Source organism: Chryseobacterium culicis (genome assembly GCF_002979755.1).
Classification (GTDB): domain Bacteria; phylum Bacteroidota; class Bacteroidia; order Flavobacteriales; family Weeksellaceae; genus Chryseobacterium; species Chryseobacterium culicis_A.
This window is the reverse complement of sequence record NZ_PCPP01000004.1, coordinates 247,048-273,262: the sequence shown is the minus strand read 5'-3', so window position 1 is coordinate 273,262 and position 26,215 is coordinate 247,048. Positions and strand designations below refer to the sequence as shown.

General features: G+C 35.5%; 23 protein-coding genes and 1 riboswitch. Of the genes, 19 read left to right on the top strand and 4 right to left on the bottom strand.

The genetic code is table 11. The features are described 5' to 3' along the window. Window positions 1-113: 113 nt before the first annotated feature. The 4 genes from CQ022_RS19545 (at window position 114) to CQ022_RS19530 (ending at window position 3,978) form a co-directional block, all read left to right on the top strand. Window positions 114-461: a TerB family tellurite resistance protein gene (locus CQ022_RS19545; protein WP_105683966.1), complete on the top strand. Its 348-nt coding sequence runs from the start codon at window positions 114-116 to the stop codon at window positions 459-461. Between the two features lie 37 nt (window positions 462-498). Continuing rightward, a complete protein-coding gene (gene tpiA, locus CQ022_RS19540; protein ID WP_105683965.1) occupies window positions 499-1,257 on the top strand; it encodes a triose-phosphate isomerase in 759 nt (252 codons plus the stop codon). 838 nt (window positions 1,258-2,095) lie between these two features. Further along, the gene (locus tag CQ022_RS19535; RefSeq protein ID WP_105683964.1) at window positions 2,096-3,403 is read left to right on the top strand and encodes a hypothetical protein; all 1,308 of its coding nucleotides are present in this window, start codon (window positions 2,096-2,098) and stop codon (window positions 3,401-3,403) included. A gap of 11 nt (window positions 3,404-3,414) precedes the next feature. Then, a complete protein-coding gene (locus tag CQ022_RS19530; protein ID WP_105683963.1) occupies window positions 3,415-3,978 on the top strand; it encodes a DUF6705 family protein in 564 nt (187 codons plus the stop codon). Window positions 3,979-4,526: 548 nt separating this feature from the next. Here the strand turns inward: CQ022_RS19530 and CQ022_RS19520 are convergent. After that, window positions 4,527-5,795 (bottom strand): esterase-like activity of phytase family protein, encoded by a 1,269-nt coding sequence (locus tag CQ022_RS19520; RefSeq protein ID WP_105683961.1) that lies wholly within the window; start codon window positions 5,793-5,795, stop codon window positions 4,527-4,529. A gap of 233 nt (window positions 5,796-6,028) precedes the next feature. Beyond that, window positions 6,029-6,219: riboswitch (cobalamin riboswitch) on the top strand. Between the two features lie 98 nt (window positions 6,220-6,317). On the opposite strand from CQ022_RS19520, the gene CQ022_RS19515 reads away from it, so the two are divergent. Beyond that, on the top strand, window positions 6,318-7,388 hold the full coding sequence (locus tag CQ022_RS19515) for a T9SS type A sorting domain-containing protein (RefSeq protein ID WP_165791692.1): 1,071 nt from the start codon (window positions 6,318-6,320) through the stop codon (window positions 7,386-7,388). Window positions 7,389-7,620: 232 nt separating this feature from the next. Here the strand turns inward: CQ022_RS19515 and clpP are convergent, their stop codons facing one another. Together clpP and dnaG are read right to left on the bottom strand one after the other, a co-directional pair. Next, the gene (gene clpP, locus CQ022_RS19510) at window positions 7,621-8,307 is read right to left on the bottom strand and encodes an ATP-dependent Clp endopeptidase proteolytic subunit ClpP (protein ID WP_105683959.1); all 687 of its coding nucleotides are present in this window, start codon (window positions 8,305-8,307) and stop codon (window positions 7,621-7,623) included. A gap of 110 nt (window positions 8,308-8,417) precedes the next feature. Further along, a complete protein-coding gene (gene dnaG, locus CQ022_RS19505; protein ID WP_105683958.1) occupies window positions 8,418-10,406 on the bottom strand; it encodes a DNA primase in 1,989 nt (662 codons plus the stop codon). Window positions 10,407-10,644: 238 nt separating this feature from the next. On the opposite strand from dnaG, the gene tsaE reads away from it, so the two are divergent. The 8 genes from tsaE (at window position 10,645) to CQ022_RS19465 (ending at window position 17,876) form a co-directional block, all read left to right on the top strand. Beyond that, the gene (gene tsaE / locus CQ022_RS19500) at window positions 10,645-11,052 is read left to right on the top strand and encodes a tRNA (adenosine(37)-N6)-threonylcarbamoyltransferase complex ATPase subunit type 1 TsaE (protein ID WP_105683957.1); all 408 of its coding nucleotides are present in this window, start codon (window positions 10,645-10,647) and stop codon (window positions 11,050-11,052) included. Window positions 11,053-11,119: 67 nt separating this feature from the next. Further along, window positions 11,120-12,310, top strand: a complete 1,191-nt coding sequence (locus CQ022_RS19495; protein WP_105683956.1) for an alanine dehydrogenase — start codon at window positions 11,120-11,122, stop codon at window positions 12,308-12,310. Continuing rightward, a complete protein-coding gene (locus tag CQ022_RS19490; RefSeq protein ID WP_105683955.1) occupies window positions 12,310-12,681 on the top strand; it encodes a DUF4258 domain-containing protein in 372 nt (123 codons plus the stop codon). The genes CQ022_RS19495 and CQ022_RS19490 overlap by 1 nt, the downstream gene beginning before the upstream one ends. Window positions 12,682-12,700: 19 nt before the next feature. Then, window positions 12,701-13,474: a histidine kinase gene (locus tag CQ022_RS19485; protein ID WP_105683954.1), complete on the top strand. Its 774-nt coding sequence runs from the start codon at window positions 12,701-12,703 to the stop codon at window positions 13,472-13,474. Then, complete coding sequence (locus CQ022_RS19480) at window positions 13,449-14,159, top strand: LytR/AlgR family response regulator transcription factor (protein WP_105683953.1); 711 nt, start codon at window positions 13,449-13,451, stop codon at window positions 14,157-14,159. The genes CQ022_RS19485 and CQ022_RS19480 overlap by 26 nt, the downstream gene beginning before the upstream one ends. 272 nt (window positions 14,160-14,431) lie before the next feature. Further along, the gene (locus tag CQ022_RS19475) at window positions 14,432-16,711 is read left to right on the top strand and encodes a cation:proton antiporter (protein ID WP_228421811.1); all 2,280 of its coding nucleotides are present in this window, start codon (window positions 14,432-14,434) and stop codon (window positions 16,709-16,711) included. A gap of 103 nt (window positions 16,712-16,814) precedes the next feature. After that, window positions 16,815-17,306: a hypothetical protein gene (locus CQ022_RS19470; RefSeq protein ID WP_105683952.1), complete on the top strand. Its 492-nt coding sequence runs from the start codon at window positions 16,815-16,817 to the stop codon at window positions 17,304-17,306. Between the two features lie 42 nt (window positions 17,307-17,348). Beyond that, window positions 17,349-17,876, top strand: coding sequence for a hypothetical protein (locus CQ022_RS19465; RefSeq protein WP_317046957.1), 528 nt, complete (start codon window positions 17,349-17,351; stop codon window positions 17,874-17,876). Window positions 17,877-17,883: 7 nt separating this feature from the next. On the opposite strand, the gene CQ022_RS19460 is transcribed toward CQ022_RS19465, so the two are convergent. Beyond that, on the bottom strand, window positions 17,884-18,531 hold the full coding sequence (locus CQ022_RS19460; protein ID WP_105683950.1) for a hypothetical protein: 648 nt from the start codon (window positions 18,529-18,531) through the stop codon (window positions 17,884-17,886). 297 nt (window positions 18,532-18,828) lie between these two features. Here CQ022_RS19460 and CQ022_RS19455 point away from each other — a divergent pair, with 297 nt between their 5' ends. The 6 genes from CQ022_RS19455 (at window position 18,829) to CQ022_RS19430 (ending at window position 26,184) form a co-directional block, all read left to right on the top strand. Beyond that, window positions 18,829-19,851, top strand: coding sequence for a LysM peptidoglycan-binding domain-containing protein (locus CQ022_RS19455; RefSeq protein ID WP_105683949.1), 1,023 nt, complete (start codon window positions 18,829-18,831; stop codon window positions 19,849-19,851). Window position 19,852: 1 nt separating this feature from the next. Beyond that, window positions 19,853-20,704, top strand: a complete 852-nt coding sequence (locus CQ022_RS19450) for a PAAR-like protein (RefSeq protein WP_105683948.1) — start codon at window positions 19,853-19,855, stop codon at window positions 20,702-20,704. Window positions 20,705-20,707: 3 nt separating this feature from the next. Continuing rightward, window positions 20,708-23,368 (top strand): glycoside hydrolase family 19 protein, encoded by a 2,661-nt coding sequence (locus CQ022_RS19445; protein ID WP_105683947.1) that lies wholly within the window; start codon window positions 20,708-20,710, stop codon window positions 23,366-23,368. A 10-nt stretch (window positions 23,369-23,378) separates the two neighbouring features. Continuing rightward, the gene (locus CQ022_RS19440; protein WP_123864459.1) at window positions 23,379-24,527 is read left to right on the top strand and encodes an SH3 domain-containing protein; all 1,149 of its coding nucleotides are present in this window, start codon (window positions 23,379-23,381) and stop codon (window positions 24,525-24,527) included. A gap of 12 nt (window positions 24,528-24,539) precedes the next feature. After that, window positions 24,540-25,094 (top strand): hypothetical protein, encoded by a 555-nt coding sequence (locus tag CQ022_RS19435; RefSeq protein WP_105683945.1) that lies wholly within the window; start codon window positions 24,540-24,542, stop codon window positions 25,092-25,094. 247 nt (window positions 25,095-25,341) lie between these two features. Further along, window positions 25,342-26,184: a prephenate dehydrogenase gene (locus tag CQ022_RS19430; RefSeq protein WP_105683944.1), complete on the top strand. Its 843-nt coding sequence runs from the start codon at window positions 25,342-25,344 to the stop codon at window positions 26,182-26,184. Window positions 26,185-26,215: the final 31 nt, after the last annotated feature.

Here is a 26,215-nt window from a genome sequence, read left to right as displayed (position 1 = left end):
ATGAATGATGAATTATAAATGATAGAAGGGATAATCATAGATCAATTATCAATTATCAATTATCAATTATCAATTATCAAATTTAAACACTAAACTTAAACATACAACTACTCATGCAAAAATCAAATAAATCAATCGCTGGTTATCACTTATCAATGATCCTTTCTTCTGTGGACGGAGAGTTTGCTCCTGAGGAAGGAATGCTTGTACAGCAGTACCTGGCAGATGAATTCCCGTTCAGAATGAATCTTGATAATGAGCTTGAGACCCTTGCTCTTTTACAGCCTGAAGAATGGAAAGATCATTTTGAATTCCATGCAAGATGTTTCCACGAAGATTCTACAGAAGATGAACGTATAAAGTTTGTTCAGTTTGCAAAGTCACTGATCAAAGCGGATAATAAAGTAACTGAAGAGGAACATACATTCTATGTTTTACTAAAGAACCTTTGGGGATTATAAGCACGAAAAAAGTAAATAAATCAATATAATAAATCTTATGAGAAGAAAAATAGTTGCAGGAAACTGGAAAATGAACAAAAATGTAATTGATGCACAACAATTGATGATTCAGTTACTAAGCTATAAAAACAATAATGCTACGAACTGTGAGGTTTGGATTGCTCCACCAGCATTATATTTAATGATGGCAAAAGACATCTTTGAAAAGGATGAAATAGGAGTATTTTCTCAGGATATGAGCGAGTATGAAAGCGGAGCTTACACGGGAGAAATTTCTGCAGATATGCTGGAATCTATCGATGCTGCCGGATCATTAATCGGGCACTCTGAAAGAAGACAGTATCATGGAGAAACAGATGCTCAGTGTAACAAAAAAATCAAATTAGCGCTTGACAAAGGTCTTATTCCTGTTTACTGTAATGGAGAAACTCTTGAACAAAGAAAAGCAGGACAACACTTTGAAGTGGTAAAAAATCAGACTGAAGCAGCTCTTTTTACGCTTTCTGCTGAAGAGATCAAAAAAGTAGTGATTGCTTACGAGCCGGTTTGGGCTATCGGAACAGGAGAAACGGCAAGTCCGGAGCAGGCTCAGGAAATCCACGCTCATATCAGAAGTATCATTGCTGCAAAATATGGACAGGAAGTTGCTGACGAAATTTCTATCCTTTATGGAGGTTCTGTAAAGCCTGATAATGCTAAAGAGATTTTCTCTCAGCCGGATATTGACGGAGGTCTTATCGGAGGAGCAGCTTTGAAATTGGAAGATTTTTCTAAAATTATCGAAGCTTTTAATTAATATCTGATTATAATACATAAGAAAAACGGCGGAATCTTCGATGCCGTTATTTAAAATCGTAATGCACCTATTCATCGTGCATTGCGATTTTTCTTTTTGGAAACTTTCCGACATATTTCCAACAATCAAAACTCAAACCCCTTTCAAAGAACTCTACTGCAAAGATACAAAGACTATGCTCGAAACGATAAAAATCAGACTCTTTTTATGATCGTTCAAAACCTTAAAAATTACGGAATGTTATTATTTTGAAAAATCAACAGGTAACTAAATTGAGTACCATATTAACTATATAGAATAATAAAAGCAACTACCAGCGTACCAATAATAAAAACAGCTCGTTTTACATCATTTTTGATTTTTCGATAGTGATAATTATATTTTCTTGGAGTGGGTTACCCTTCATTTTGGTTATATTTAAAGTGATTGTAATCTTCGTTTTAAATATTTGAAGTAAAAAGCAAAATGATATTGCAGTTTCAGACAGGTTGTATACCACCATTTGAATATAAACAGTATAGTATTTGGGATGATCTATCATCTATTTTGACACTGTTTGCATTCCTTATTCTTTATATTGCTTGTTCTTATTGCCTTATGCGTGGGCTAAAAACTAACAGTCCAAAGACTTAAAAAATATTTTAACAAAGAAAAGCTAATCCTAAAAATAATACGGCACGTTTTGTCGCTCCACATATATAAATTTGCGGAAAGATATTTCAAAACATAGGGAAAACCACATGTTATCAAATGAAAAATATTTATATATTAGCCATCCTAAAAATTATACAAATCGATGAACAAAAAATTTATTTTGCGGTTACTGCTATTAGTAACAGTGTCGCTATTTTTTTTCAATTCGTGTAGAACCGATGAAACTACCCAAGAAGAAAAAAGAACTGAAAGAGAAAAAATCGAAGCATTCAGCAGGTTTGAGAACAGTTTAGATTCTCCAAAAAACAGACAAAAGAACTCTGAATACATCAGTTATCACGAACCTTTTAAGGAAATTATTCAGACATTCCTCAACAGTAATCCTGTTTTCACTCAGAAATTCCAGAATGAAGTAGGAGAAATCTATTTTAATCTTAGAAGTATTACTTACGGAGAAACAACAAAAGGAATTGCCTACCCTATCATAAAAGACGGCTCAGTTAATGCAGTATTGGTAGGATTGGTCAATCCCAAAAGAGATTGGGTCAACTTTATAGTATTGAAAAATAATTCACCCGAAGTACAGAGTATAATTTCAAATTTTCAAAACGTTTACAATTCACCTTCAATAGCATCAAGAGGTAGAGAGCCTGAGCAAACAGAAGATATACTACCAGTTATAATTAATGTTTATGGAGATATTACTGGACCTGTTAATCATTATTATCAACCTTATGTAGATTACGGAAGCAATGGTGGTGGAATGAGTGGCGGATCTGAGACCTATGGAGGTTCAGGTGGTGGAAGCCAAACACAAAACCCTCAGGACCCTAAGAATCCTTGTGAAAGGATTAAAGAACAAAAAAACAAACCCGAATTTAATCAGAAAATTAATGATTTAAAAGGAAAGACAGGACAACAAAAAGAAACAGGGTATACCCAAAAAGCAGATGGAAGCTATTCATATCAAGAAAACGCATCCACTAACAGCAGTTCTAATTCTTTAAGTTTACCTAACTCAAATTTAACACAAAATAAAGATATAATGGGCTATATGCATACTCATGTTGATGATGTTACATTTACAAACAATGAAGGTGTTGAAGAAACAAGAAAAGGCATAAAAATGTTTTCTCCTGCTGATGTGGGGTATTTTATGGATATGCTTTCTAATGCGCAGACAGCAGGTAGGCCATTAATGGATGTTTATGCAGTAATGGTTACTAGCAATGGAAGTTATGAAATAAGATTTACAGGAAACCAGTATCAAATTAAAACTTTTACTCAACAGCAAATTGAAGGATTTAAAGAAGGATATAAAAACGTAATGTTAAAATCAAACAATCAAGCAGCAGCTTTTTTAAATTTTTTAAGCGAGAAAATGAACATTAAGGCTACGAATTTATACAGACTAAATTCAGACGGAGGAACGGAAGAAATTAAGCTTAACGGAAATAAAGTAACAACAACGACAAGTGATTGTCCAAACTAAAATTAAATCATATGAAAAATATTTTTTTTATTATACTAACAATATTTACTGCTAATCTAAATGCACAAACAGTATCATTAGAAACGATAGCACAATGTCAAAATAATCTTGAAACATGTCCACCCTATACATCCGTAAAAGATATTAACGGGCATTTAAATAAATATGTGGGAACTTGGAAAGGTACTCATGAAGGAAAAAATTATGAAATTAACATTATAAAAAAAGAAAATGTACCAACAGAATTTTCAAACACCAAATGGGATATGTTAATAGGAAGATTTAAAATAACTAATTCTAACGGAACTGTTTTATTCAATAATTTTAATAAATCTGATAATGATGCAAGTTTGGGTTATAATTTTCAAAAAGATTTAAAATTGTACTTAATGACTTTCTCTGGAGGAAAATTAGGCTGCATTGATATTGGATTTGTTTATATAGGCATTAAGCCTGAAGCCCCCAATAAAATGACAATTAATTTTCGCCCAGATTATGATATTGTAACACAGGACTGTAGCAATTTTCAAACTACTATGCCTACTAATCAAGTAATACATTTGACAAAGCAATAAATTCAGATTAAATTATTAGTAGCTCCTAATAAAAAATCAAATGATTGGCTCTACCGTAATATCAGAATGGTAAAGCCAATCATTTTAATTTTACAGTGATCCAAACAATTAGTTTTTCAATATATACATTGTTCTATATCTTGAATATCATCATCAACCACACATAAAATAGCTGTTCATATTTTCTATCTAAAAGGTCTTTAAAATACTCTTTTGTTTGCAACATATCATTATCTACAAGTAACTTTTGAAACTTTTGCTTAACCCTATTAAGATTAGGTTTACCCTTTAAATCACGCCAAAATGAGGGTTCTAAATGCATATCGCTTATTTTTATTACATTATGCTAAGACTGAAACATATTATTAAAACAATGAAAAATAATTCAACAATGAAAAAGTAAGTTTTAATACGTAAATACGAAATGTAACTAAACAGAAAACCCCTGAAAAGAGCCATCATTACACGAAACTCATTTTAAGGGTTTTCATTTGATTTCAGGCGCACCAGTATCTTCGATTCCGCCGTTTTCTGTTTAAAAAATCTAATTATTGAATATCGACAACATACATCGTTCCTTTATCTACTTTACCTGTTTTGGGTAAAATTTTCGCTTTCGGATTTCCGCTTCCATTATCCACTACTCCAAAATCATCATCATTGAAAACAGCCAGTTTATTATTTCCCAAATAAACGATCCCCTCAAACTTATCATGCTCATACCCCAGTTTTGCAACAAGATCAACAGCCAATGTTTTGGTCACAGCTTTTATTCCGGCATTGGTAATTTCATCCCATGAGCATTGTTCCAAAGCTTTTCCATTCACTTTCATACCGTCCACAGCAGTAATATCTGGTCCGTTTACATCCGTTGCATTGCTCAGATTGATTCTGTATACTTTTTTAATTCCTCCCTGGGATCCAAAATTTCCGTCTCTTTCGATCACTAAAAATTCGTTGTTACTTAACGCCGTAATATCGCAAACCGAATCCGAAGCACCTCCATCCTGTTTATATAAAAACTGTTTGGTCTGCCCTGTAATAATATCAAATGTGACAATTCTCGTTAAAGTAGTATTGGTTGCCAATGCCTTGCTTGGTACCAACATCATCGACTGTATGGTTCCTACAAGCGTTCTTCCGTCCGGAGTAATGCATAGTCCTTCCATCCCTCTGTTGGCTCTTCTTTTGGCTAAAACGGCAGGCAGTTTTCTGGGTCCTGTATTTACACCAATCGGGCTTATTCTTTCCATCTCCATCCCGTCAGCACTATAATGTACGATGTGTGGGCCATATTCGTCAGAAACCCAGAATGTGCCGTCAGAAGCTGCAACAATACTTTCGCTGTCAAGGCCGTACTGATCAGTACCTAAGACATTTCCGGAAGCATCGTAAGCGATTTCTCCTGTACTTCCCATTCCTACAGGATTTGGAAGACCTGTAATTGGCTGTCCTGAGGGATTTTTAAGCTTAATATATTTGATAACCTCTACATTCCCGTCAGCATTAATTTTAAAATGCATAATCGTTGGCGTAAAGTTAGGAGCTAAGAACTTTTTCCCATTCTGGAAGTCGGTATTTGGCCCTCTGTCTGTAATGACATAAAATTCACCTTTTCTTGTAGGGTGAGCTGCTGCTCCGGAACCAAATCCGCCGTTGATAACATCCACTCCGTTAATCGTAGCCAGTTTTGTAAATGGAAATTCCTGAGGGAGTTTGGAATAATTAATATCCTGATTAATGATTGTTGTGTCATCATCACTTTTACATGAGGCCAATACTGCCAGTACTCCAACAGACCATAGTAATTTTTTCATATGCTATTTTATGGCTGCGAATGTATAAACTGATTGTAAACTCATCTTGAATATAATGATAATTGTATTTTAACATTAGAATCTACAAAATGAATTGAATATAAACAGAAAAATTCAGGATTTAAAAACAATACAATAACAATACAATCAAATAATTAATAATTTAAAAATCAACTTATTAAGAATATTTAAAAAAAAATAATTCACAAAACAGACTCATCAATTTATATGATATATTTGCAGCGTTTTAAGGCTGAACAATGTTCATTAATAGGGAATCAGGTGAGAAAAATATTCAAATCTTGAGCTGTACCCGCAACTGTAAACTGTTTAAACTTATAGCATAATAATCCACTGGAGGGAAATCCGGGAAGGAAGCTGTAAGATGTGAGCCAGGAGACCTGCCTTAGAATACTGACTTCAGAGAAAGAATTACTTCTCCCCTGAAGATAAGTTTCGGGAATAAAACTTTAAATTAATGATATCATGAGGAAGATTTATCTTTTTTTCTTACTGCTTTGTATGCAGCTCTTGTCGGCCCAATTTACAGAAAACGACATTAAATTTTGGGTAGGAACCGGTTCTAAAAAGGCCTATTTCATTGCAGATTTTAATGACAGCAGTACTCCTAATTCTTATGCATGGGGATACCGTTTTGATGGCAATGATTTATTGATGGAAGATCTTATCAATGCAATTGTGGCAGCAGAACCCCAAATGAACGTTGATATTCCCACAGGATATCTTTCTATTCTGAATTATAACCATCATACATCCACCATTGACGACAGCTGGATAACATGGTCCGGATCCAGCGCATCCGGCATGACATGGAACAATGGTGTAGGCTATACTCCTTTAGTGGACGGAAAATGGTATGGAGTTTCATATGGTCTTGATCATTATGACATCCCTCCTTCTCCCCCCGTTCCGGCTTATAGTTCGTCATGGTTTACTCCCTCTCAGGTTACTCATTGGGTGGGAACCGGAAATAATAAAAGCCTCATAGTCATTGATTTTGGGACAGACAATGCCAATGGAAATGCCAATTCTTTTGTTTTTGGAATTAAATATAATGGAAGTATAACTGCAGAGCAGGCTCTACAGCTGGTTCAGACTCAGATTTCCTATTTTAATTTTACATCAGCGAACAATCAGATTTCTAACTTATCATTAAATTCATTTACCGGGAATACTTCCGGATCAGACAGCTGGAAATTGTATAAAGGAAAAGATTTATCAAGCTGGCAAATGAAAGCAAGTCTTTCTCAGGTTCAGCTGAACAATAACGATTGGTTGGGATTAAGCTTCGGACAAAGAAGACCATTTACTCCAACTGAAGCACAACTGACATTAGGTACTTCATCAGTTACAAAGAAAAAATTCGGTATTTATCCCAATCCGGCAAGTGATTTTATTCAGGTTGAAACTGATGAGAAACTGCAAGAAGTGAATATTTATTCTGCTACAGGACAGAAAGTAAAGACTTCCCAGGTGGCAAAGATTAATATTCAAGCCTTGCAGACAGGAGTTTATTTTGTTGAGATTAAAACAAATGATAGTTCTACACTCCATAAAATTATTAAGAAATAGAAAAAGCGCCATGAGGCGCTTTTTTGTTTGGGTATAATAAAACCACCCCGAGAATTTTTCTTCTTAAATGAGGGTGAATGAACTCCTCTGAATGACAAACTGTACCGTAAAACGATCATTTCAATGGTTTTATTTCTTAGGAATCTAAGCATCTGATAATACAGTTTAAAATTCATGATTCAACAAAAAAACCGCACCTATTTGGTACGGTTTCTTATGATATTAAAATCAATTATTTTTTCTCTACAGCTCTTTGTAGAACCTCATCTACCATTCCGTAGCCTTTAGCTTCTTCAGAAGTCATCCAGTAATCTCTGTCAGAAGATTTTTCAACCCACTCATACGTTTGTCCTGAGTGATGGCCAATGATTTCATAAAGTTCCTGTTTCAATTTCAACATCTCTCTTAAGTTGATCTCCATATCAGAAGCAACTCCCTGAGCACCTCCTGAAGGCTGGTGAATCATTACTCTTGAGTGCTTAAGCGCAGAACGTTTTCCTTTTTCTCCGGCAACCAATAATACAGCTCCCATTGAAGCGGCCATCCCTGTACAAATTGTTGCTACATCCGGTTTAATGATCTGCATGGTGTCATAAATACCTAAACCTGCATATACGCTACCGCCAGGAGAGTTGATGTAGATTTGAATATCTTTTGAAGGATCTGCACTTTCTAAGAATAAAAGCTGTGCTGTAACGATGTTTGCTACCTGATCATCAATCCCTGTTCCAAGGAAGATAATTCTGTCCATCATCAAACGGGAGAAAACGTCCATTTGAGCAACATTTAATCTTCTTTCTTCCATGATGTACGGAGTAAGATTCGTTGGGCCATACATTCCCATATACTGATCGGTAACCAAACCGTTGTTTCCTAAATGTTTTACAGAGAAATCTCTGAATTCTTTTTTAATGTCCATATTTCTATTATGTATTATTTTTAACTATTCTCGAAGTTTAAATTACAATATTTATTCCTAAAATTTTATAGGACTTTTTGTCACAGAATACAAAAAAATCTGACTTCAGGTTATCTATTTCGATCTACATAAATTCCTTTGATAGGGGAATACTCAATGATATTACTCAACCGAATGGAAGCCTGTTTCAGTAATGTAATTTTTTTAATCAGCTCATAATACTTTACTTCATTTGTACTGCTGTACTGATCAAGCTCCTTAGCAGTTTCTTTGATTAAATAATCAATATATCTGTATTTATGCAATAGAATATCTCCTTTGATCTGATCTGCCACCTTATCCCCGTAATTAGGAGGATAAATATTTCTGGAAGCCCAGTTTTCGAGCTCATCCAACGGAATTAAAGCATCTACAACCTTCGTGGTAATCTCTTCATCCATAAAAGATACAAAAAAGTTTCCACTTCTCAGCTCATCTTTTTGAATTCCTTCTCTCACCTGAGTGATGATGATTTCATTGCCTTTGACTAAAAATACATACTGCTCTTCTTCAAAATGATGAAGGATTTCCTCAATTACTGTAACCTGATATTCTTCACCTTGTTCATTTCTACGTTTCAGAATAATATCTCCAAATGCCAGCATGTGTTCAACAAGTTTATTCTCCATGAACAATACATCATACAGAAAAGGATCTTCTTTTTCCTGATCTAAAGGAACAACCTCCATCTTTGGAGCTGCTGTTTTCTCCTTCTGCTGTTGCTGTACATGATGCGTCTGATTCTGCGTAATCTGCTTCTGAACATCCAGTTCATTGAAAAGACTCTGCTCCGAAAGTCCGAATTTGTTGGAAACCTCTTTAAGGTAAACCTCTCTTTTCAGGGCATTCTGTACAAAAGAAACAGATTTTACAATATCTCTGATGGCTTCAGCCTTTTTTATAGGATCATTTCCGATATCCTTTAAAAGAATTTCCGCTTTAAAGTCGATGAAATCCATCGCTTCATTTTCAATATATTTTTCAACATATTCCTGCGGATGTTTTCTGGCAAAAGAATCCGGGTCATCTCCATCAGGGAAAAGTAAAACACGGATATTCATTCCTTCAGTCAAAAGCATATCAATACTTCGGAAACTGGCTTTGATACCAGCATTATCACCATCAAAAAGAATGGTTACGTTTTCGGTAAGCCTCTTAATCAGTTTGATCTGCTCAGTAGTCAAAGACGTTCCTGAACTTGCCACCACATTTTCAATTCCGGACATGTGAAGTGAAATCACATCCATATATCCTTCCACCAAAAGACAGCCATTCTTTCTTGAAATGGCCTGTTTACTCTGGTTTAATCCGTAAAGAACATTAGATTTATGATAGATCTCCGTTTCCGGCGAGTTGAGGTATTTTGCCGTTTTAACATTATTCTTAAGAATCCTTGCTCCAAAACCTAAAACCCTTCCTGAAAAACTATGTATCGGGAAAATAACCCTTTCCCTGAAACGGTCTACCCCTGCAGGGGTATTTTCAGGAAAAATAGAAAGTCCTGACCTTTCAAGAATTTCTTTCGTATATCCTTTTTCCAGTGCATATGCTGTGAAAGCATTCTTTTTCTCCGGAGAATATCCCAGCTGGAATTTTTTGATAATATCGTCCTTAAGCTCTCTTTCTTTAAAATAAGAAAGACCTATACTTCTCCCTTCATGATCATCCCAAAGAATCTCCTGAAAATAGGTATTGGCAACTTCATGAATCTTATACAACAGATCTTTTTCGGTCTGTGCATTTTTTGCTTCTTCAGAAATTTCACGCTGATCTTCCTCAATTTCAATTCCGTATTTCTTGGCAGCGTGGCGAAGTGCTTCAGGATAGGTAAAGTTCTCAATTTCCATAAGGAAAGAGATGGCAGTTCCTCCTTTTCCTGTTGAGAAATCTTTCCAGATCTGCTTGCTTGGTGACACAACAAAACTTGGAGACTTTTCTTCATGAAACGGACTGAGTCCTTTAAAGTTAGACCCTGCTCTTTTCAACTGCACATATTCACCCACAATCTCTTCAACGCGGATTGTGGAGAATATCTTATCAATGGTCTGTTTGGAAATCATGCTGTAAAATTAAGTATTTTATGGTGAAATTGGAAGAGTTCTAGTAAGAGAGTCGGAGGGCTTGAGAGTTTGCGTGTTTTGGAAGTCATGCTGTTTGGTTTGAGAGTGGGAATGTAAAAGTTTTTGTTTTAACTTCCAGCCTCCAGCTTCTGGCTTCCAGCTTGCAATTTCTAATTTCCAGCTTCTAAATTCTCATTAAAAACTCATAAATCATTATTTTTGCAAAACAAATTAGCATATGCAGTTCACTATAAATACAATCGAAGACTGGCAGGAAGTTGTTGACAGCATCATTCCTCAATTAAAACATAATATTCTTTTATTAAAAGGAAATCTGGGAGCAGGCAAAACCACTTTCACACAATTTCTGCTTAAAAACATGGGCAGCAAAGATGAAGTAAACTCTCCCACTTACTCTATTGTGAATGAATACAATACCGAAAAAGGAAAAGTATACCATTTTGATCTTTACCGCTTGAAAAACATTGAAGAAGTGTATGATATCGGAATTGAAGAATACCTGGACAATTCTTTTTTATGCATCATCGAATGGCCGGAAGTCTATGAAGAGGAGCTTTACGGCCTTAACTACCACGCAATGAGTATTGTGAATACAGGTGAAAAAAGAGAAATTTCATTCGATTAAATATTATGTATCTTTGTTCATTAATTGAGTGTAAAAAACAATCTGTAAGACATAATTTAATTTAAGGATGAGTACAAATATTTTTACTCCTTTCACAGAAGAAGAATTAATGCCGAAAGAGGAAAAATTGGATGTTATAAAAAAAGGAAAACAGTTCAGTATTGGTATTCCTAAAGAGACCTGTCTCAACGAAAGGAGAACCTGCATCACCCCGGACGCCGTACAGGTGTTGGTAGAGCACGGCCATGAAATCATTATAGAAGCAGGGGCCGGACAAGGTTCATTTTTTACAGATTTACAGTATTCCGAATCTGGGGCGAAGATCACCAATGATCCTAAAGAAGCCTTCGGACAGGATCTTATCCTGAAGGTGAATCCTCCTACAGAAGATGAAATTGAGTACATGAAACCGAATACATATCTTGTTTCTGCACTTCAGATCAATCTCCGAGACAAGGATTATTTCTTAAAACTTGCAGAGAAAAAAATAAATGCCATCGCTTTTGAATTTATCGTTGATGAATATAAGCAGCTGGCTTTGGTAAGATTAGTAGGCGAAATTGCAGGAACTGTTTCTATTTTATATGCTTCGGAATTATTGGCCTTATCAAACGGGTTAATGCTTGGAGGAATTACAGGAGTAAGGCCTGCTGAAGTCGTAATCCTGGGAGCTGGTATTGTAGGTGAATTTGCTACAAAAGCAGCCATTGGTTTAGGAGCCAGCGTAAAGGTTTTTGACAACTCTTTATCAAAACTGAGAAGACTTCATACGATTGTTGACAGCCGTGTTCCTACTTCCATTATAGATCCTAAAGAACTCAGCAAAAGCTTAAGACGTGCTGATGTAGTGATTGGAGCGTTACCAAGATTAAATATGACTCCTATCGTTACCGAAGATATGGTCATGAAAATGAAAAAAGGCAGTGTCATTATTGACATCACCATAGACAATGGTAAAGTTATTGAGACTTCAGAACTTACTACCATGGAAGATCCTTACATTATCAAACACGGTGTTATCCACTGCGGACTTCCCAACCTTACTTCAAGAATGCCGAGAACCACGACTAAAGCGATCTCGAATTTCTTCCTTTCCTATATTTTAAATTATGACGAAGAGGGCGGCTTTGAAAATATGCTGATCCGCAAAAACGAAATGAAGCAGAGCTTATATATGTACAAAGGAAGACATACCAAGAAAATCATCTGCGACCGTTTCGGACTTACGTACCACGATATCAATCTTTTAATTTTCTAATGAAAAAACTGAAATTTTATGCAATAGGCTTCGTTCCGGGGCTTTTACTCGTATTTTTTATTTTAAACAAAAAAGGCGCAAGCTGCAGCGGTTATTTACCCAACAGCCGTGTGATTGCTGAAAGTCTTTCCAAGGAATTCAAATATTCTGAAGAAGCTAAAAATGCAATGACTGCCTACAAGATTGATGAGAAATTTATAAAAGACAGCATCATTACCAACGGAAAAGTAGATTTTGACCGCAGCCATGCACAAAAAAAACCATGTCCGAATTATCTGATCATCTATCCTGAAAAAAATCCGTCTTACGAGATCACTTTTGAAAAATGTGAAGAAACCGTAACGGTAAACGGTCTTAAGAAACTTAAATAGTTTTCAGCAACTACAAGCTATGGAAGGCAATTACTACATGATTCATGATTATCTGATATTCTTCGGAGTTTTTGCCATTTTCCTTTTTCTTACCACCAGTATTTATCTCTTCAGCCAGAATCAGAAACTGAAACAGAGAAATACCAAACTATCGGAAACCAACAAACTTATTGAACAGCGTCTGAATGAAGTACGTTTGGAACACATCGGAACAAAGCTGAACCCGCATTTGTTTAAAAACATTCTCAATTCCGTACAGTCTCATGCCTATCAGACCTATATGTCACTGGATAAGCTGGCGAATGTACTGGATTATATTTTATATGAAAGCAACAATAAGTACGTCAGCCCGAAAGAAGAGCTGAACTTTGCGTTAAGCCTTATTGAGATCAACAAAATCAAGATCAATCCCCTTTTTGATTTCAGAATCAAATCAAGAATTAATAAATCGGATGCTCTGTATGAAGAAAAGGTATTTGCTCCGCTGATCTCTGTAGATCTTATTGAAAATGCTTTCAAACATACGGATTTCCTGGCTCAGGATTCTTTTATTTCCATCTATATGGAGCTTGAGAATGGTATGTTCACCATGAAAGTCAGCAACAAAGCCTCACTAAAAAATATTCTTGAAAAAGAAAAAAGCGGATTCGGAAGCCAGTCTTTTGATCAGAGACTTAAAATGATCTACAGCACTTATTACCAGCTGGAAAAAAGTTCAAAAAACGGAATCTTTACTGCAGAATTAAAAATCAATTTAGGAGAATTCTATGATAAAATGCGTTATTCTGGATGATGAATTACTGGCGATCAGCTATTTAAAACTTCTATGCGAGCAAATCGACAATGTAGAAGTGGTAAAAGCATTCAATGATCCTAAAATTTTCCTGAACGAAATCGACAGCCTCGACTGCAATTTGTGTATTCTGGATATCGAGATGCCTGGAATGACAGGACTTCAGGTAGCTGAGATTATTTCAGGTTCAAAAAAGATCATCTTTACAACCGCTTATAAAGAATATGCAGCCGAAGCTTTCGACCTGAATGTGGTGGATTATGTAAGAAAACCGATCAAAAAAGAGAGACTGATTCAGGCCTTCGAAAAAGCTAAAGAACTGGTGGAAAATGCACCTAAAAAAACTTTCATCGAATGGAATACCAATATCGGGAAAACGGTTATATTCACAGAGCAGATTTCTTATATCAAAACCTCTGAGATAGACAGCAGAGATAAAGATATTATCCTCAGCGACGGCACTACGATCGTATTAAAAAACCTGAATTTTAAAAACCTCCTGGAAATGCTTCCTGCAAAAGACTTCGCTCAGGTCAACAAAAAAGAGATCATTGCACTGTCTTCTATTAAAGTATTTTCAACCAACGAAATTATTACCACCATTCCTACGGAAGATCATACTTTTCTGAAACTCCAGATTGGAGATGCTTATAAAAACTCATTGATGGAACTCTTCGGAAAATAGGTCTTTTTCAAATCTTTCCGGTTTCATTACAGAATATACTCCCTTCATTACAACTCCACTTTTTCAGTAGGTAATCCTTTTAATTTTGCACGGAATTAATTGATTTTATAATCCCAAAACCTGGCAATACAACATAACGGCAAACAGGAATTGAAATCAACGATCCTTACCAATAGATTTTATTACATTTTTTAGAACATTCATTACATTTTAAAAAAAGGAGTATTTAACATAACGATATTCTTATCAACTTTGCATAAAATATGGGAATCATGAATTTGGGGAAATATAAAAATTTAATTTTCTACATTACCACCATCGCAGTCTTTTCTACTCTGATGTATTATTTCATCATTGAAGGACAGACGCTGGAAGTAAAAGAAAATATCGTTGCCAATACCAGCAGCGGCTCTACCTGGGAAAATTTCCTGGAATCATTCAAAACCAATCTTCATCATCCTCTTGCTTTATTACTGGCTCAAATTGTGACCATTATTATGACGGCAAGACTTTTCGGATGGATTTGTATGAAAATAAAACAGCCAACCGTAATCGGAGAAATGATTGCAGGGATTGTGCTGGGACCATCACTTGTGGGAATGTACTTTCCCGAGTTTTCAGCCTTTCTTTTTCCTAAAGAATCATTAGGCAACCTGCAATTTCTAAGTCAGATTGGGCTTATCCTTTTTATGTATATCGTAGGAATGGAACTAGATCTGAGCGTATTAAGAAAAAAAGCTCATGATGCCGTGGTGATCAGCCATGCCAGTATTATTATTCCTTTTGCACTGGGAATAGGCCTTTCTTATTTTGTGTATCAGGAATTTGCCCCGGAAGGTATTCAGTTTACCTCCTTCGCTTTATTCATAGCGATTTCTATGAGTATTACGGCTTTCCCTGTATTGGCAAGAATTGTACAGGAGAGAAATCTTCAGAAAACCAAACTGGGAACCATTGTTATTACCTGTGCCGCTGCAGATGATATTACCGCATGGTGTATTCTTGCCGCAGTAATTGCTATTGTAAAAGCAGGTTCTTTCGCAAGCTCCATCTATGTGATCATCATGGCCATTGCCTATGTATTTTTAATGATTAAAATTGTCAGACCATTCCTGAAAAGAATCGGAGATCTTCAGGCAGGAAAAAATACGATCAGCAAACCGATGGTAGCCATTTTCTTCCTGACCTTGATCTTATCTGCATATGCTACTGAAGTAATTGGTATTCACGCTTTATTCGGAGCTTTTATGGCAGGAGCGATTATGCCTGAAAATACAAAGTTCCGTACACTCTTTATTGATAAAGTAGAGGATGTGGCTTTGGTTCTTCTCCTTCCATTGTTCTTCGTATTTACAGGACTTCGTACCCAGATCGGACTTTTAAATGACAGCCATCTTTGGATGACAGCAGGATTTATTATTCTGACAGCCGTACTCGGAAAATTTGCAGGAAGTGCCCTGACAGCGAGGTTTGTGGGCATTAACTGGAAAGAAAGCTTAACGATCGGAGCTCTGATGAATACAAGAGGGCTTATGGAACTTATTGTACTGAACATCGGATACGACCTTGGGGTTTTAAGTCCGGAGATTTTTGCAATGCTTGTGATCATGGCGTTATTCACTACTTTTATGACGGGGCCAGCTCTTGACTTTATTAATTTTATTTTTAAATCTAAAAAGAATCAGGATGAAAAGGTTCCTGAAAATGATTCCAAGTACCGTGTTCTCCTCTCTTTCGATAAACCGGAATCTGGAAGCACTCTCTTAAAACTGGCTCACAACTTTACCCATAAAATGAATGGCAATAAAACCATCACCGCGATGAATATTGCTCCGGTAGATGAAATGCATGCCTATGACATCAACGAGTATGAGGATTCTCAATTCCAGAATGTGATTGAAACCTCTCATGATCTGAATCTGGAAGTAACCACGCTCTTCAAAGCCTCTACTGATATAGAAAGTGATCTTACGAGCATTACCAATAAAGGACATTATGACCTCCTTCTGATCATGCTTGGAAAATCAATGTATGAAGGTAGTTTACTGGGACGATTATTAGGTTTTACCACCAAGATTATTAATCCGGAAAAGCTTCTGAATACCGTAAAAGGGAAAGGAAATATATTCAACAATTCGCCTTTTGACGATTTCACCCTTCAGATCCTGGATAAAACCAATATTCCTGTGGGAATTTTGGTAGAAAAAGATTTTAAAGCAGCAGACAAAGTATTTGTTCCCATCTTTAATCTGAGTGATTTTTATCTTCTTGAATATGCTAAAAGGCTTATCAATAACAATAATTCTCAGATTATTATTCTGGATGCCGCGGGACAGATCCGAAACAATATCGAGGTGAAAGAACTGATCAGAAGTATCGAACAGGTAGCTCCTAATCATATTACCCTGTACAATGAGAAAAAGATTGAGAAAGAATTTTTAAACTCTCAGGATCTGATGCTGATCAGCAGCAAAAGCTGGAAAAATCTGATAGACACAAAAAGTCTCTGGCTTTCTGATATCCCATCCACCTTAATAATATCAAATCCATAACACAATAACACACCGATATTTCTATTTCTATTTGAAGCTGTAAATATTATTCGTTGTCTGTAAAGAAAAAACGGGTATATTTATAGCTTCAATTTTTTGGGACATGCTGATTAACAGTGAAAATGGAGTTATAGAGCTTGAAGCCTTCAATACAAAGCTCTATCGTGGGATGAGTCTTGATCAGCTGAAACAGACTGATTTTTATAAAGAAAAGTATCATAAGATTTGGGATGTAAAAACCGGATATTTTTGGTATTATTTTAAAAGTATAGAAATTACAGGCTATCAGGTATCTTTCAGTGTATGTTTTTTCGGAGAACAGCTGGATCTCATTCATATGAATACCTGGGAAAGCAATGATGCAAAAGACTGGAAGGATTGGACAGAAGAAAAAGAAATGAAGGTATTCCACAGGAACAACACATTTCTGACACAGATTCTTGAAAGGCCGCCCACCCAAAAAAAGAAAACACCTTACCCAAGCTGCAGCTTCAACTTTCCCTGGGGAAATGTATGGTCGGTCTACGATCCGAGAAGTGCCAGCAGCCTAATGGGAATCAATTGGAATGAAGAGGAGAAAACAAATAAAAAATAACTTATAACCAAAGAATAAGATAATACTATGTGCCGATACTCCATGATGGTTTACAAAGGTCATTATGCCTGTTTCAACTGCCAGAAAACATTCAAACGACGCCTCTTAGCAGATGTGAACCGAGATTCTAAAACCTCGGTAGAAGCTAAATGTCCGGAATGTGGAAATCTGATGGCCAATATGGGACTTGATTTTAAATCGCCGGCAAAAAATGATGATAAACAATGGGCTCATATCAAGGACTTATATACTGTTGGAATCACATTCCATTCTTGTGGTTGCTCTGGCCCGGGATATATTCCTCAGGATCGCAAGGCTATTATCAACTATCTGGAAAAAATCCGTTCAGAATATATGCACGCTTTGGTATTCTGGAGATACCGTATAGAACCTGAAAATAAAAAAGAACGCGAACTGGATTATCAAAAAAACAGCTCACACCTATGGGCGGTCAGCCGGAATGCTTTTAAAGAAACGGTGACCAATCAGGAAGGAATTAATTATTGGCTTAAAAGAATCAATGAGGTTGAAGAAAGGCTTAATATTATCAAAGCTGATCAACAGAAATAAGGTAGTATTATTCGGCCAGTTTCAGGAGTCTTTTAAAATCCTCTGTTATACTTTTCTCCTGTTCAGCCGGATAGTCCGCACTGATAGTAAATCCGCGCCCCGCAGTATTATTGATCAGAATTATATTTCCGTTTTCAAAATAATTCCGGGTTAAAGTAATTTCTGACTTCTTAAAATCAAAGGCTTCCGTATCCTTATTCTCTTTCATTGCTTTGGTATCATAAAAAAGCGGTCGGTTATACCTGTATTCTTTCTCAAAAACAAAAGATAGTTGTCCATTCAACAGATAATATTCTATCAGTACCTGCCCCATTTCTCCGTAATGTCTAGCGATCACTTTTTCCAGGTTTTTATGGGTGTAATAAAATACAGCTTCCCCACCTTCTGCTGACTCCCCTTCAATACTTCTATTTTTAACAGAAGTCCATTTTGTCATTGAGTTGATTCTTTTAAAATTGGCCTGAATAGGTTTCAATCGGTCTTTTAAATCTTCAGTTTTGGCAGTATCCTTTTCGTTAAATGTTTCTTTAATTTTTACCGTATCTTTTGCTTTAGTAGTGAAAAAAACAGAAGACTGCTCTCTAAATTCCTGAGCATTTCCCAAACTTAAACCAGTCAATACGATGAAAACTCCGTATAAAAATCTATTCTTCATGGCTGTTTTATTACAAGTTTAAAATTACTAATAAATACTTCACTTATATTAAGCAACTGCTAAACTTTTATTTTTAACCTGCGGATGATAATCATTGCTTAGATTCCTACGGAATAACACAATTGAAATGATGGATTATCCATGTAGCTTATCATTCCGTTGAAATCCAGCCTGTTTATTAAATGTTAATTCCATCGTTTTTCCATGTCGTAATTCTACTACAATTTCTAAAATTTAACCCTTAAAATTAATTTCAAATTGAGTTTTTTAATAGCTTTATAGGATAATTCACATTGGATGGAAATTGATTTCTTACAATATCAGGTACGAAATGGAGACACGCTGACCTCTATCGCTTCCCGGCTGGGCATGACCAGTGAGGAACTAAAGCTCTTTCACAATTCTCATTGTCAAAAGATGGATACAGTCTGGTTTGAAAATCTTAATGATGTTAAAAAAATCTATGTTCCTACTGACTTCAAGACCGAAGCGCAAAAGGAAAAGAAAAGGAAAGAAAATCTTCCTGCCCAGTTGTCAGATTCTTTTTTTGCTAACACCTATACTGTTCAGGAAACTTTTGAAAGTCCATTTGAATCTCCGGTGAACATTCATTATACGGTTCATCTTGACCTTCACAAAAACAAAAATACAGATCAGTACATCCTGAGCTATCTTCAGAAAGATTTTACCTCCAAGGGAAATACACCCGATGATAAAGTAAGCAGTCTTTCTATTGCGTGTATGCAAAGTATTATGCCTCTTGAATTTACAATGAATAAACAAGGCACAATCACAGGATTTGCAAACCATAAGAAAATGGTAGAAATATTTTCCGGACAGCGCAAAGAACTTGAAGAATTTTACGTAGGTGAAGTTGCTCAAAACTATATGAATATGTTTGAAAGAGGTATTCAGGATGAATTATTTTTATTGCAACAATTCAAGAATACGCTCCTGTTTCAGACATTATTTCCGAAAACAGACTGGTTTCAGAAGAAAACAAAGTGGAAAGAACCTTTTTATCTTTTACAGAATTCATTTCCTGTACAGTGTGAAATCAATACTGACCAGGAAAATGAAGATGCAGACTCTATTTTGACCATTTTAAAGGGTAAAATCATTGAATTATGTACGCCCCAAGAGCTCATGCGGGGCATTAAACTTCAGAAACCTGCTTCTGAACCTGCATCAGGAACTATTATACTGGAATACCTCACTCACAAAAAAAATAAGAATCTTCTTCAGGCTAAAGCTTCGGTGTTACTCAGTCATGAAGAAGAGTTGATACACCAACATCACATCAATATAACACAAGGATAATATGAAAAATTATGTCACACAAAAAGGCGATACATTCAGTTCGCTGGCCCGGCAGTTTAAGCTGAAAAATGAGGGTGTTTTAAAAACCTATCATAATCTCCACTGCCCGCCGGAAGACGTTATGCAGGAACCTGTTCCCGGAAAAACAATTTGTATTCCGGAAGATCCACAGCTTATGGCAAACGAAACTCAGACTCAGAATATTTCTGACGCTTCACAGGAAGAAACTACAGATGAGATAAGCTCCGGCGAAGAAAATCCTTCGGAAGAACAAATAAAAAGCGAAGAGCAATCCTCTGAAAAAACTAATCAGCAATCCGATAAAGAGGAAAAAAAAGATACAAAAGAAGGCAGCGGATCCACTCCTCATGAAGGAAAATATTTCATTGTGCAAAAAGGAACTGTAAAGTGTAATCAGGGTTTCAAATTTCCAAAATTTAAAGTTACCAGCCATCAAAAGCATTACTGGAATGATGAAGAAGGAAACGCCGATTATCTGGCAGTAACAGAGGATGATCTTCAGCTTGATCCGGCAGCACAACCCTTTGGACAATGCAAACTAAAGCCTACTTCCGGCGGATACCTTCCCTGTGCCTATGCTCCTGCAGGAAAATGGCAGAAAACGTATGAGAAAGTAAAAGTCATGGAAAAAAGCTGCCTTACAGAGATCTCAGAACTCATGTGCAGCACAGGAGGGAAAATTACCATTCTCAAACATGGCCAGCAAAGTGAAACCAGCAAAAGCCAGGTTGGGAAAGCAAATACGCAAGAACAGCAAGTCTACAACCCTGTTATAGATTTTGATGCATTCAAGGAGGATACAAAAGGTACAGACGAACTTTATTACAGCTAAGCCATGACAGGAAATATTATCGGAAATCAGAATCCTATGGTAGGGAAAACCTATCCCTACGAAATACAACCTTCCGGCCTTTCATTCGGGTTGAAAGGAGAATATGAATGGCATCTTTATAAGAAACAAAAAAACGGAATCTGGAAAGACATTACCAGCCAGCCTAAAAAAGGCGAAAAAGTAACCTACAAATTTGGAGAAATAGCACTGGGAATAGAATTTCAGATGAAAGTCTATGAAAATAAAAAAGGGATTTTACCCGGACTTCCTGCTACCAAAGAACTGGTGGGTACTTTTATACTGATTCCTACCAGTGATAAAGTTTCAAAAATAGATAAAGTAATCCTTTTTAACAGAGGGGCAAAAGATGTCAATAAAGCCAGCTATCGTGATACTCTTATTGCACAGGCTCACTGCATCGCCATGTTCAATAAGGAAATAGAATTTCATCTTTGGGAAGATGATGCTCCAGGCAAAGGCCATGATCCGGTCATCAATAAAAATAACCGTCATACCCGCAGCTACAAAGCACGGGTGAATGAAAAAGGGATTGCAGAAGTGCCAATTCCTCTGATGTCTGATGAAAAAATTCTTCGTCAGGTAGCCAATCAGTTTATGATGAGAGGGGATAAAAATGAAGGAACCCATCATGAATACTATGTTACAGCAACTTACTCAGGGAAAATTCAGGGAGCCAGCCAGGTGAATGTAGATGTTGCCAATCCGGATTATAAAGGACAACCTCAAAATCAACCCAAGCCTAAACCACAGCCTCAGAAAGACACTCCAAAATTCCCGTCAGGACAAGGAGGTGCACCCAAACAACCCGATCCTAAGGGAAATATTATAGAAGCTGTTTTTATTGATGATACCGGAAAAGAGCTTTCCAAAGTCGCTGTAGGAGATAAAGTGAGGGTAAGAATTCACTCCAAAAATATGGTGGGGAAACACATTCAGTATGTAGTTTGGGAATATGACACCACTTCCAACGATGAAGTCTACAGAAGTGGAAATATTAAAATTCCTGCCGATGTATGTGATACTTCAGGATTTGTCATTAGCAAAGATATTTTTGGAAAAGCAATAGACTCTCGTATCGGCGATCCGGATGCGGATAAACAAAATTATTTTATAGAAATTATCTCTAAAGAACTATCCGCTGAATCTCAGAAATTTGGGGTAAATTCGGAGGGCTTGATGGAAGTGGAGAAGGTGAAGAGTGCAGCGGGGGTGCAGAAGCAGCCAAAACCAACAGATGGGAAATGTCCGAATTGTGAGAAAGATATAACATTAGAACAAATTAAATCAATATGTGTAAGCAAAAAAAATAAAAATGGTAGCGAAACATGTCTTATAAAAGATGATTCACTTATTAAAGCTGCATTACCATTCCTAAATACTTATAGAAAAAAAGCTGATATAAATACTTGTATTACCAAAGCACATTTTATTGCCCAACTATGCCAGGAATCTAAATTTTATGATTTACAAGAAGCTTTCAGGTACAGAGATCCTGAAAGAATGAGAACATTATTTTTCTCTTATTTTAAGCAGTTTGGTAGTTTAGAAAAGCAACGTGCAGAAGCTAAAAGACTTTCAGATTTATCTTTAGATTCTAAAAATTGGAAAACTGTAGCAAATGCAATTTATGGAAAAACTCATCCAAATGGTAAAAATAACACTGATAAAGATGATGGCTGGCGATATAGCGGAAAAGGATTCAAACAAATTACCTGGAGAGATAATTATTTAAATATACAGAAAACTGCAAAAAATATATTTGGAAAAAATGTTACCTGGGTAGATAATGATAATCCATATAAATTAGTGAATTCCTCTGAGGACTCCATGCTATCTGCACTAGCATTTTGGAAACGAGGTAACATCAGTGGTAAGGCCACAGAAATAAGTGATAAGGCGGTAACAAATGTCACCTCTCTTGTCAATCCTGCTTTAGTGGGTTTAGATGAACGAAAAAGATTCTTTAAAAAAGCTGTAGAAATTCTTCAAGTAGATAAATGCAAACCTACAGGAAAAGTAAATAATGGTAAGGAAGATGGAACTGTTGTTGTTGTTTCTGGTACAGATACAAAAATAGAAAATGATACCTTTAAACCTACAGAGTTTTCATGGAAAATGTATAAAACAAGCGTCTACAAAAATATGAGTTTAAGCACATATTATAATTTAGAAAAAAACAATAAATTACCTGAGGCAGACTATGTAACTTATTTAAGTAGAGATACACATCAGACTTCTACTAGTAAAGGAAAAATTTTAAAACATTCGGATAAGAGATTTGGTACCTATAATGAAATTCCACCAGGAGAATACTACCTTGTACCAGGTGTTTCCGGCCAAAAATATAAAATATATGTAATTGATTCTGAAAGCAAGTCTGCTGCTGCTGAAAATGGTATTGACGGACCTGATGGTACACGAGGTGGAGTAGCTTTACACCATTATACTCCACGTTTTTCTGTTGGATGTTTTACGTTTAATTCAGGAAATGATACAAGTCCTGTTCAGAAATTAATTGACAACTTACCAGATTTGCCTTTAAATGATAAGAAACCTGTCCGTTTTATTGTTAAGGAAAGAAAGGTGAAAGAATCTACATGGAGCAACTCCAGCTTTGGAACTAAAAAATGGACAGGAATTTAAAAAAAAGAAAATGAAAAATATTACACCTTACTTATTAGCAGGCTTGTCTCTTTTCATATCATGTAATGGGCAAGAAAATAAATCACAAAAAATTAAAGAAACAAAAGAAGATATGAATTCTTTAAAAACAGCACCTTATAATATTACAGATGAAGGGGACGGCACAAAATCAAACTATGATGACATGTCTCCTGAATTTATCAATAAAGCGAAAAAAATACTAGAGCAAAGAAAATTTCAATTTCCTGATGAAAATACCTTTAATCAAAAAATTTTGGATATATTTTCTTTCAATTTAAAAGATTACAAAAATTCCATAATTGCTTTGCGTCCAGCAATGTTTCCGGAGATAGCTATTAAAGAAAATAAATTTATTTTCATTCAGGACGCTGGTGCTACCGAACCAGAGTTTATAAATCCTGACATGTTATATCATTTTAATTCTTATATATTTTATAATACTCCCGTATCCTATGTTTGGCTGCAAACAAACAATTCCAATCTTTTATACGATTTAGTTGTTTACTATGGATACAATAAGGATAAAAAGCTTGTAGAATCAGTATTTAAAAAATTCGATTTTAATAGCCTTTCCGATATGGAGCAGTTAATCTTTATAGATTCTGGCGGCTATAAAAAATTGAAAAAACAAATATTTGACGATATAGAAACCATTATTTACAAAGGTAAAGTTGAAGACTTTTCTTATGCTAAAGAAGGTAATGGTTATTTAAGAATAGGTGATATTATAAGTAAAATATCATCATCTCCAAAAGAATATTTTGAACCTGAAAAAACAATATCTTACTTATTTGAGAGAGAATTAAGAATTGGAATACAAGGTAATATTGAAAGCTATTTAAATAAAAATCCAAAATATAAATCAAATCTTGAAAAAAACAATTTTTATGATTTACCTACTTTAAAAAACTATGTGAAATATATTTACCAAAACGAGAACAATACCAATTTTATCATTCAAGATAGTGATGGATTTACCAATCTAAGAAAAGATAAAAATACATCATCTCAAACTCTACAAAAAATAAACACAGGTGAACAAGTTGAAGTTTTAGATCAAAATGGAGATTGGTGGCTAGTAATTTCTAAAGAAGGTAAAAAGGGATATGTTCACAAAAGCAGAATAAAATCAGAATAAATACACTAGCAAATGATGAAACCTTTTTTAATTTTATTCCTTCTTATCTTTTTCTTTTATGGCTGTAAAGGTCAAAAAGAGAAAAATGATTACATAAATTTTCTGGATACTAAATATCAGTCAACCGGTTTTTTCATTCCAGATATCTCCAATCCTTATCCAACATACACTTATTCGGATAAAAAAATGGGTGTTTTCAGTGTAGATTTTATCGGGAAAAGTAATGAAACTCAATATTTTTGGAGCCCTAATAATTCGAAAGGTTTTTTTTCTAAATCTACTAATCCTGAAAATGATGCCCAAAATTCAAAAGCCATAAAAAAACTCATTAAAGAAAATGATTATTATATAGTTGCTTCTTACTTACCTAGTGAATTCATCACTTATACAGGTGGAGAAGATGGAGAATTTGAACCAAAACAAAATGCAAAAACAACATTCTATTTATATGAAAAGAATAAATGGAAACAAATAGGAAAAATTGAGACTTCAAAGATTCCAGAAGATATTTTAGCATTTGAAACCAGGCTTATTCAGAAATTTCAAACTCAAGTTAATAAAAGATGAGCTGTTAACCCCGAATAACAAGGCTAAAACCTAAACCCACACCACCAATTAATGCCATCTATATATAATTTAGAAAAGAAATTTCGTTTCATTTGAAAAATATTTTTACCTTTGCCTTGTGAATTTTAACAACGGAACATATTATTATAGAATTTTTACCTCAGCTCTGGGATAGGGATTCTTATGAATATAATTTAAAACCTCGTCCTAGGGACGAGGTTTTTTTTATTTTAAAAAATGTAAAAAGATGAAAATAAGTATTATTGGAGTAGGATTAATCGGAGGTTCGATGGCTTTGAAATTAAGAGAAAAAAACCTGGCCAGCTTCATCTACGGAATCGATAACAATACACAGCATATCAGTGACGCATTAGACCTGAAAATAATTGATGCCGGAGTAGATCTGGAGCATGGAATTAAAAATTCGGATCTGATTATTCTTGCCATTCCTGTAGATGCTGCCAGAAAATTACTGCCAACTGTTTTAGACCTTGTGTCTGATCAGCAGACCGTAATGGATGCAGGCTCTACCAAAGCAGGAATTGTAAATGCTGTGAAAGACCATCCGAAACGTTCAAGGTTTGTGGCCTTTCACCCGATGTGGGGAACAGAAAACAATGGTCCAAAATCTGCCATTGCAGAAAGTTTCTCTGGAAAAGCAGGTGTAATATGCAACAAAGAAGAATCTGCGGACGATGCATTGAGTACTGTTGAAAAGGTAGTGAATGCCCTTGACATGCACATGATTTACATGGATGCACAAGATCACGATGTTCACACTGCTTACATCTCTCATATCTCCCATATTACATCTTATGCCCTTGCTAATACCGTATTGGAAAAAGAACGTGAAGAGGAAACTATTTTCCAGCTTGCGAGTTCCGGTTTTTCAAGCACAGTACGTCTTGCCAAGTCGCATCCTGAAATGTGGGTTCCAATTTTTAAGCAAAACAAAGAAAATGTGTTGGATGTACTGAATGAACATATCTCCCAGCTTAGAAAATTCAAATCTGCCCTTGAAAAAGAGAACTATGAATACCTTGAAGAACTGATCACCAATGCCAACAGGATCAGAGGAATTTTAAGATAAAATCTCTTTATACGATACTAAAAGCCCAGTG

Coding starts and splice junctions, on each gene's coding strand:
- dnaG (WP_105683958.1), bottom strand. CDS start 10,406: ATGATTTCCAAACAGACCATTGATAAGATATTCTCCACAATCCGCGTT.
- CQ022_RS19465 (WP_317046957.1), top strand. CDS start 17,349: ATGATGGTTTACAAAGGTCATTATGCCTGTTTCAACTGCCAGAAAACA.
- CQ022_RS19515 (WP_165791692.1), top strand. CDS start 6,318: ATGCAGCTCTTGTCGGCCCAATTTACAGAAAACGACATTAAATTTTGG.
- CQ022_RS19430 (WP_105683944.1), top strand. CDS start 25,342: ATGAAAATAAGTATTATTGGAGTAGGATTAATCGGAGGTTCGATGGCT.
- CQ022_RS19480 (WP_105683953.1), top strand. CDS start 13,449: ATGATAAAATGCGTTATTCTGGATGATGAATTACTGGCGATCAGCTAT.
- CQ022_RS19530 (WP_105683963.1), top strand. CDS start 3,415: ATGAAAAATATTTTTTTTATTATACTAACAATATTTACTGCTAATCTA.
- clpP (WP_105683959.1), bottom strand. CDS start 8,307: ATGGACATTAAAAAAGAATTCAGAGATTTCTCTGTAAAACATTTAGGA.
- CQ022_RS19445 (WP_105683947.1), top strand. CDS start 20,708: ATGACAGGAAATATTATCGGAAATCAGAATCCTATGGTAGGGAAAACC.
- CQ022_RS19455 (WP_105683949.1), top strand. CDS start 18,829: ATGGAAATTGATTTCTTACAATATCAGGTACGAAATGGAGACACGCTG.
- CQ022_RS19475 (WP_228421811.1), top strand. CDS start 14,432: ATGAATTTGGGGAAATATAAAAATTTAATTTTCTACATTACCACCATC.
- CQ022_RS19545 (WP_105683966.1), top strand. CDS start 114: ATGCAAAAATCAAATAAATCAATCGCTGGTTATCACTTATCAATGATC.
- CQ022_RS19495 (WP_105683956.1), top strand. CDS start 11,120: ATGAGTACAAATATTTTTACTCCTTTCACAGAAGAAGAATTAATGCCG.
- CQ022_RS19460 (WP_105683950.1), bottom strand. CDS start 18,531: ATGAAGAATAGATTTTTATACGGAGTTTTCATCGTATTGACTGGTTTA.
- CQ022_RS19485 (WP_105683954.1), top strand. CDS start 12,701: ATGGAAGGCAATTACTACATGATTCATGATTATCTGATATTCTTCGGA.
- CQ022_RS19450 (WP_105683948.1), top strand. CDS start 19,853: ATGAAAAATTATGTCACACAAAAAGGCGATACATTCAGTTCGCTGGCC.
- CQ022_RS19490 (WP_105683955.1), top strand. CDS start 12,310: ATGAAAAAACTGAAATTTTATGCAATAGGCTTCGTTCCGGGGCTTTTA.
- CQ022_RS19435 (WP_105683945.1), top strand. CDS start 24,540: ATGATGAAACCTTTTTTAATTTTATTCCTTCTTATCTTTTTCTTTTAT.
- CQ022_RS19470 (WP_105683952.1), top strand. CDS start 16,815: ATGCTGATTAACAGTGAAAATGGAGTTATAGAGCTTGAAGCCTTCAAT.
- tpiA (WP_105683965.1), top strand. CDS start 499: ATGAGAAGAAAAATAGTTGCAGGAAACTGGAAAATGAACAAAAATGTA.
- tsaE (WP_105683957.1), top strand. CDS start 10,645: ATGCAGTTCACTATAAATACAATCGAAGACTGGCAGGAAGTTGTTGAC.
- CQ022_RS19520 (WP_105683961.1), bottom strand. CDS start 5,795: ATGAAAAAATTACTATGGTCTGTTGGAGTACTGGCAGTATTGGCCTCA.
- CQ022_RS19440 (WP_123864459.1), top strand. CDS start 23,379: ATGAAAAATATTACACCTTACTTATTAGCAGGCTTGTCTCTTTTCATA.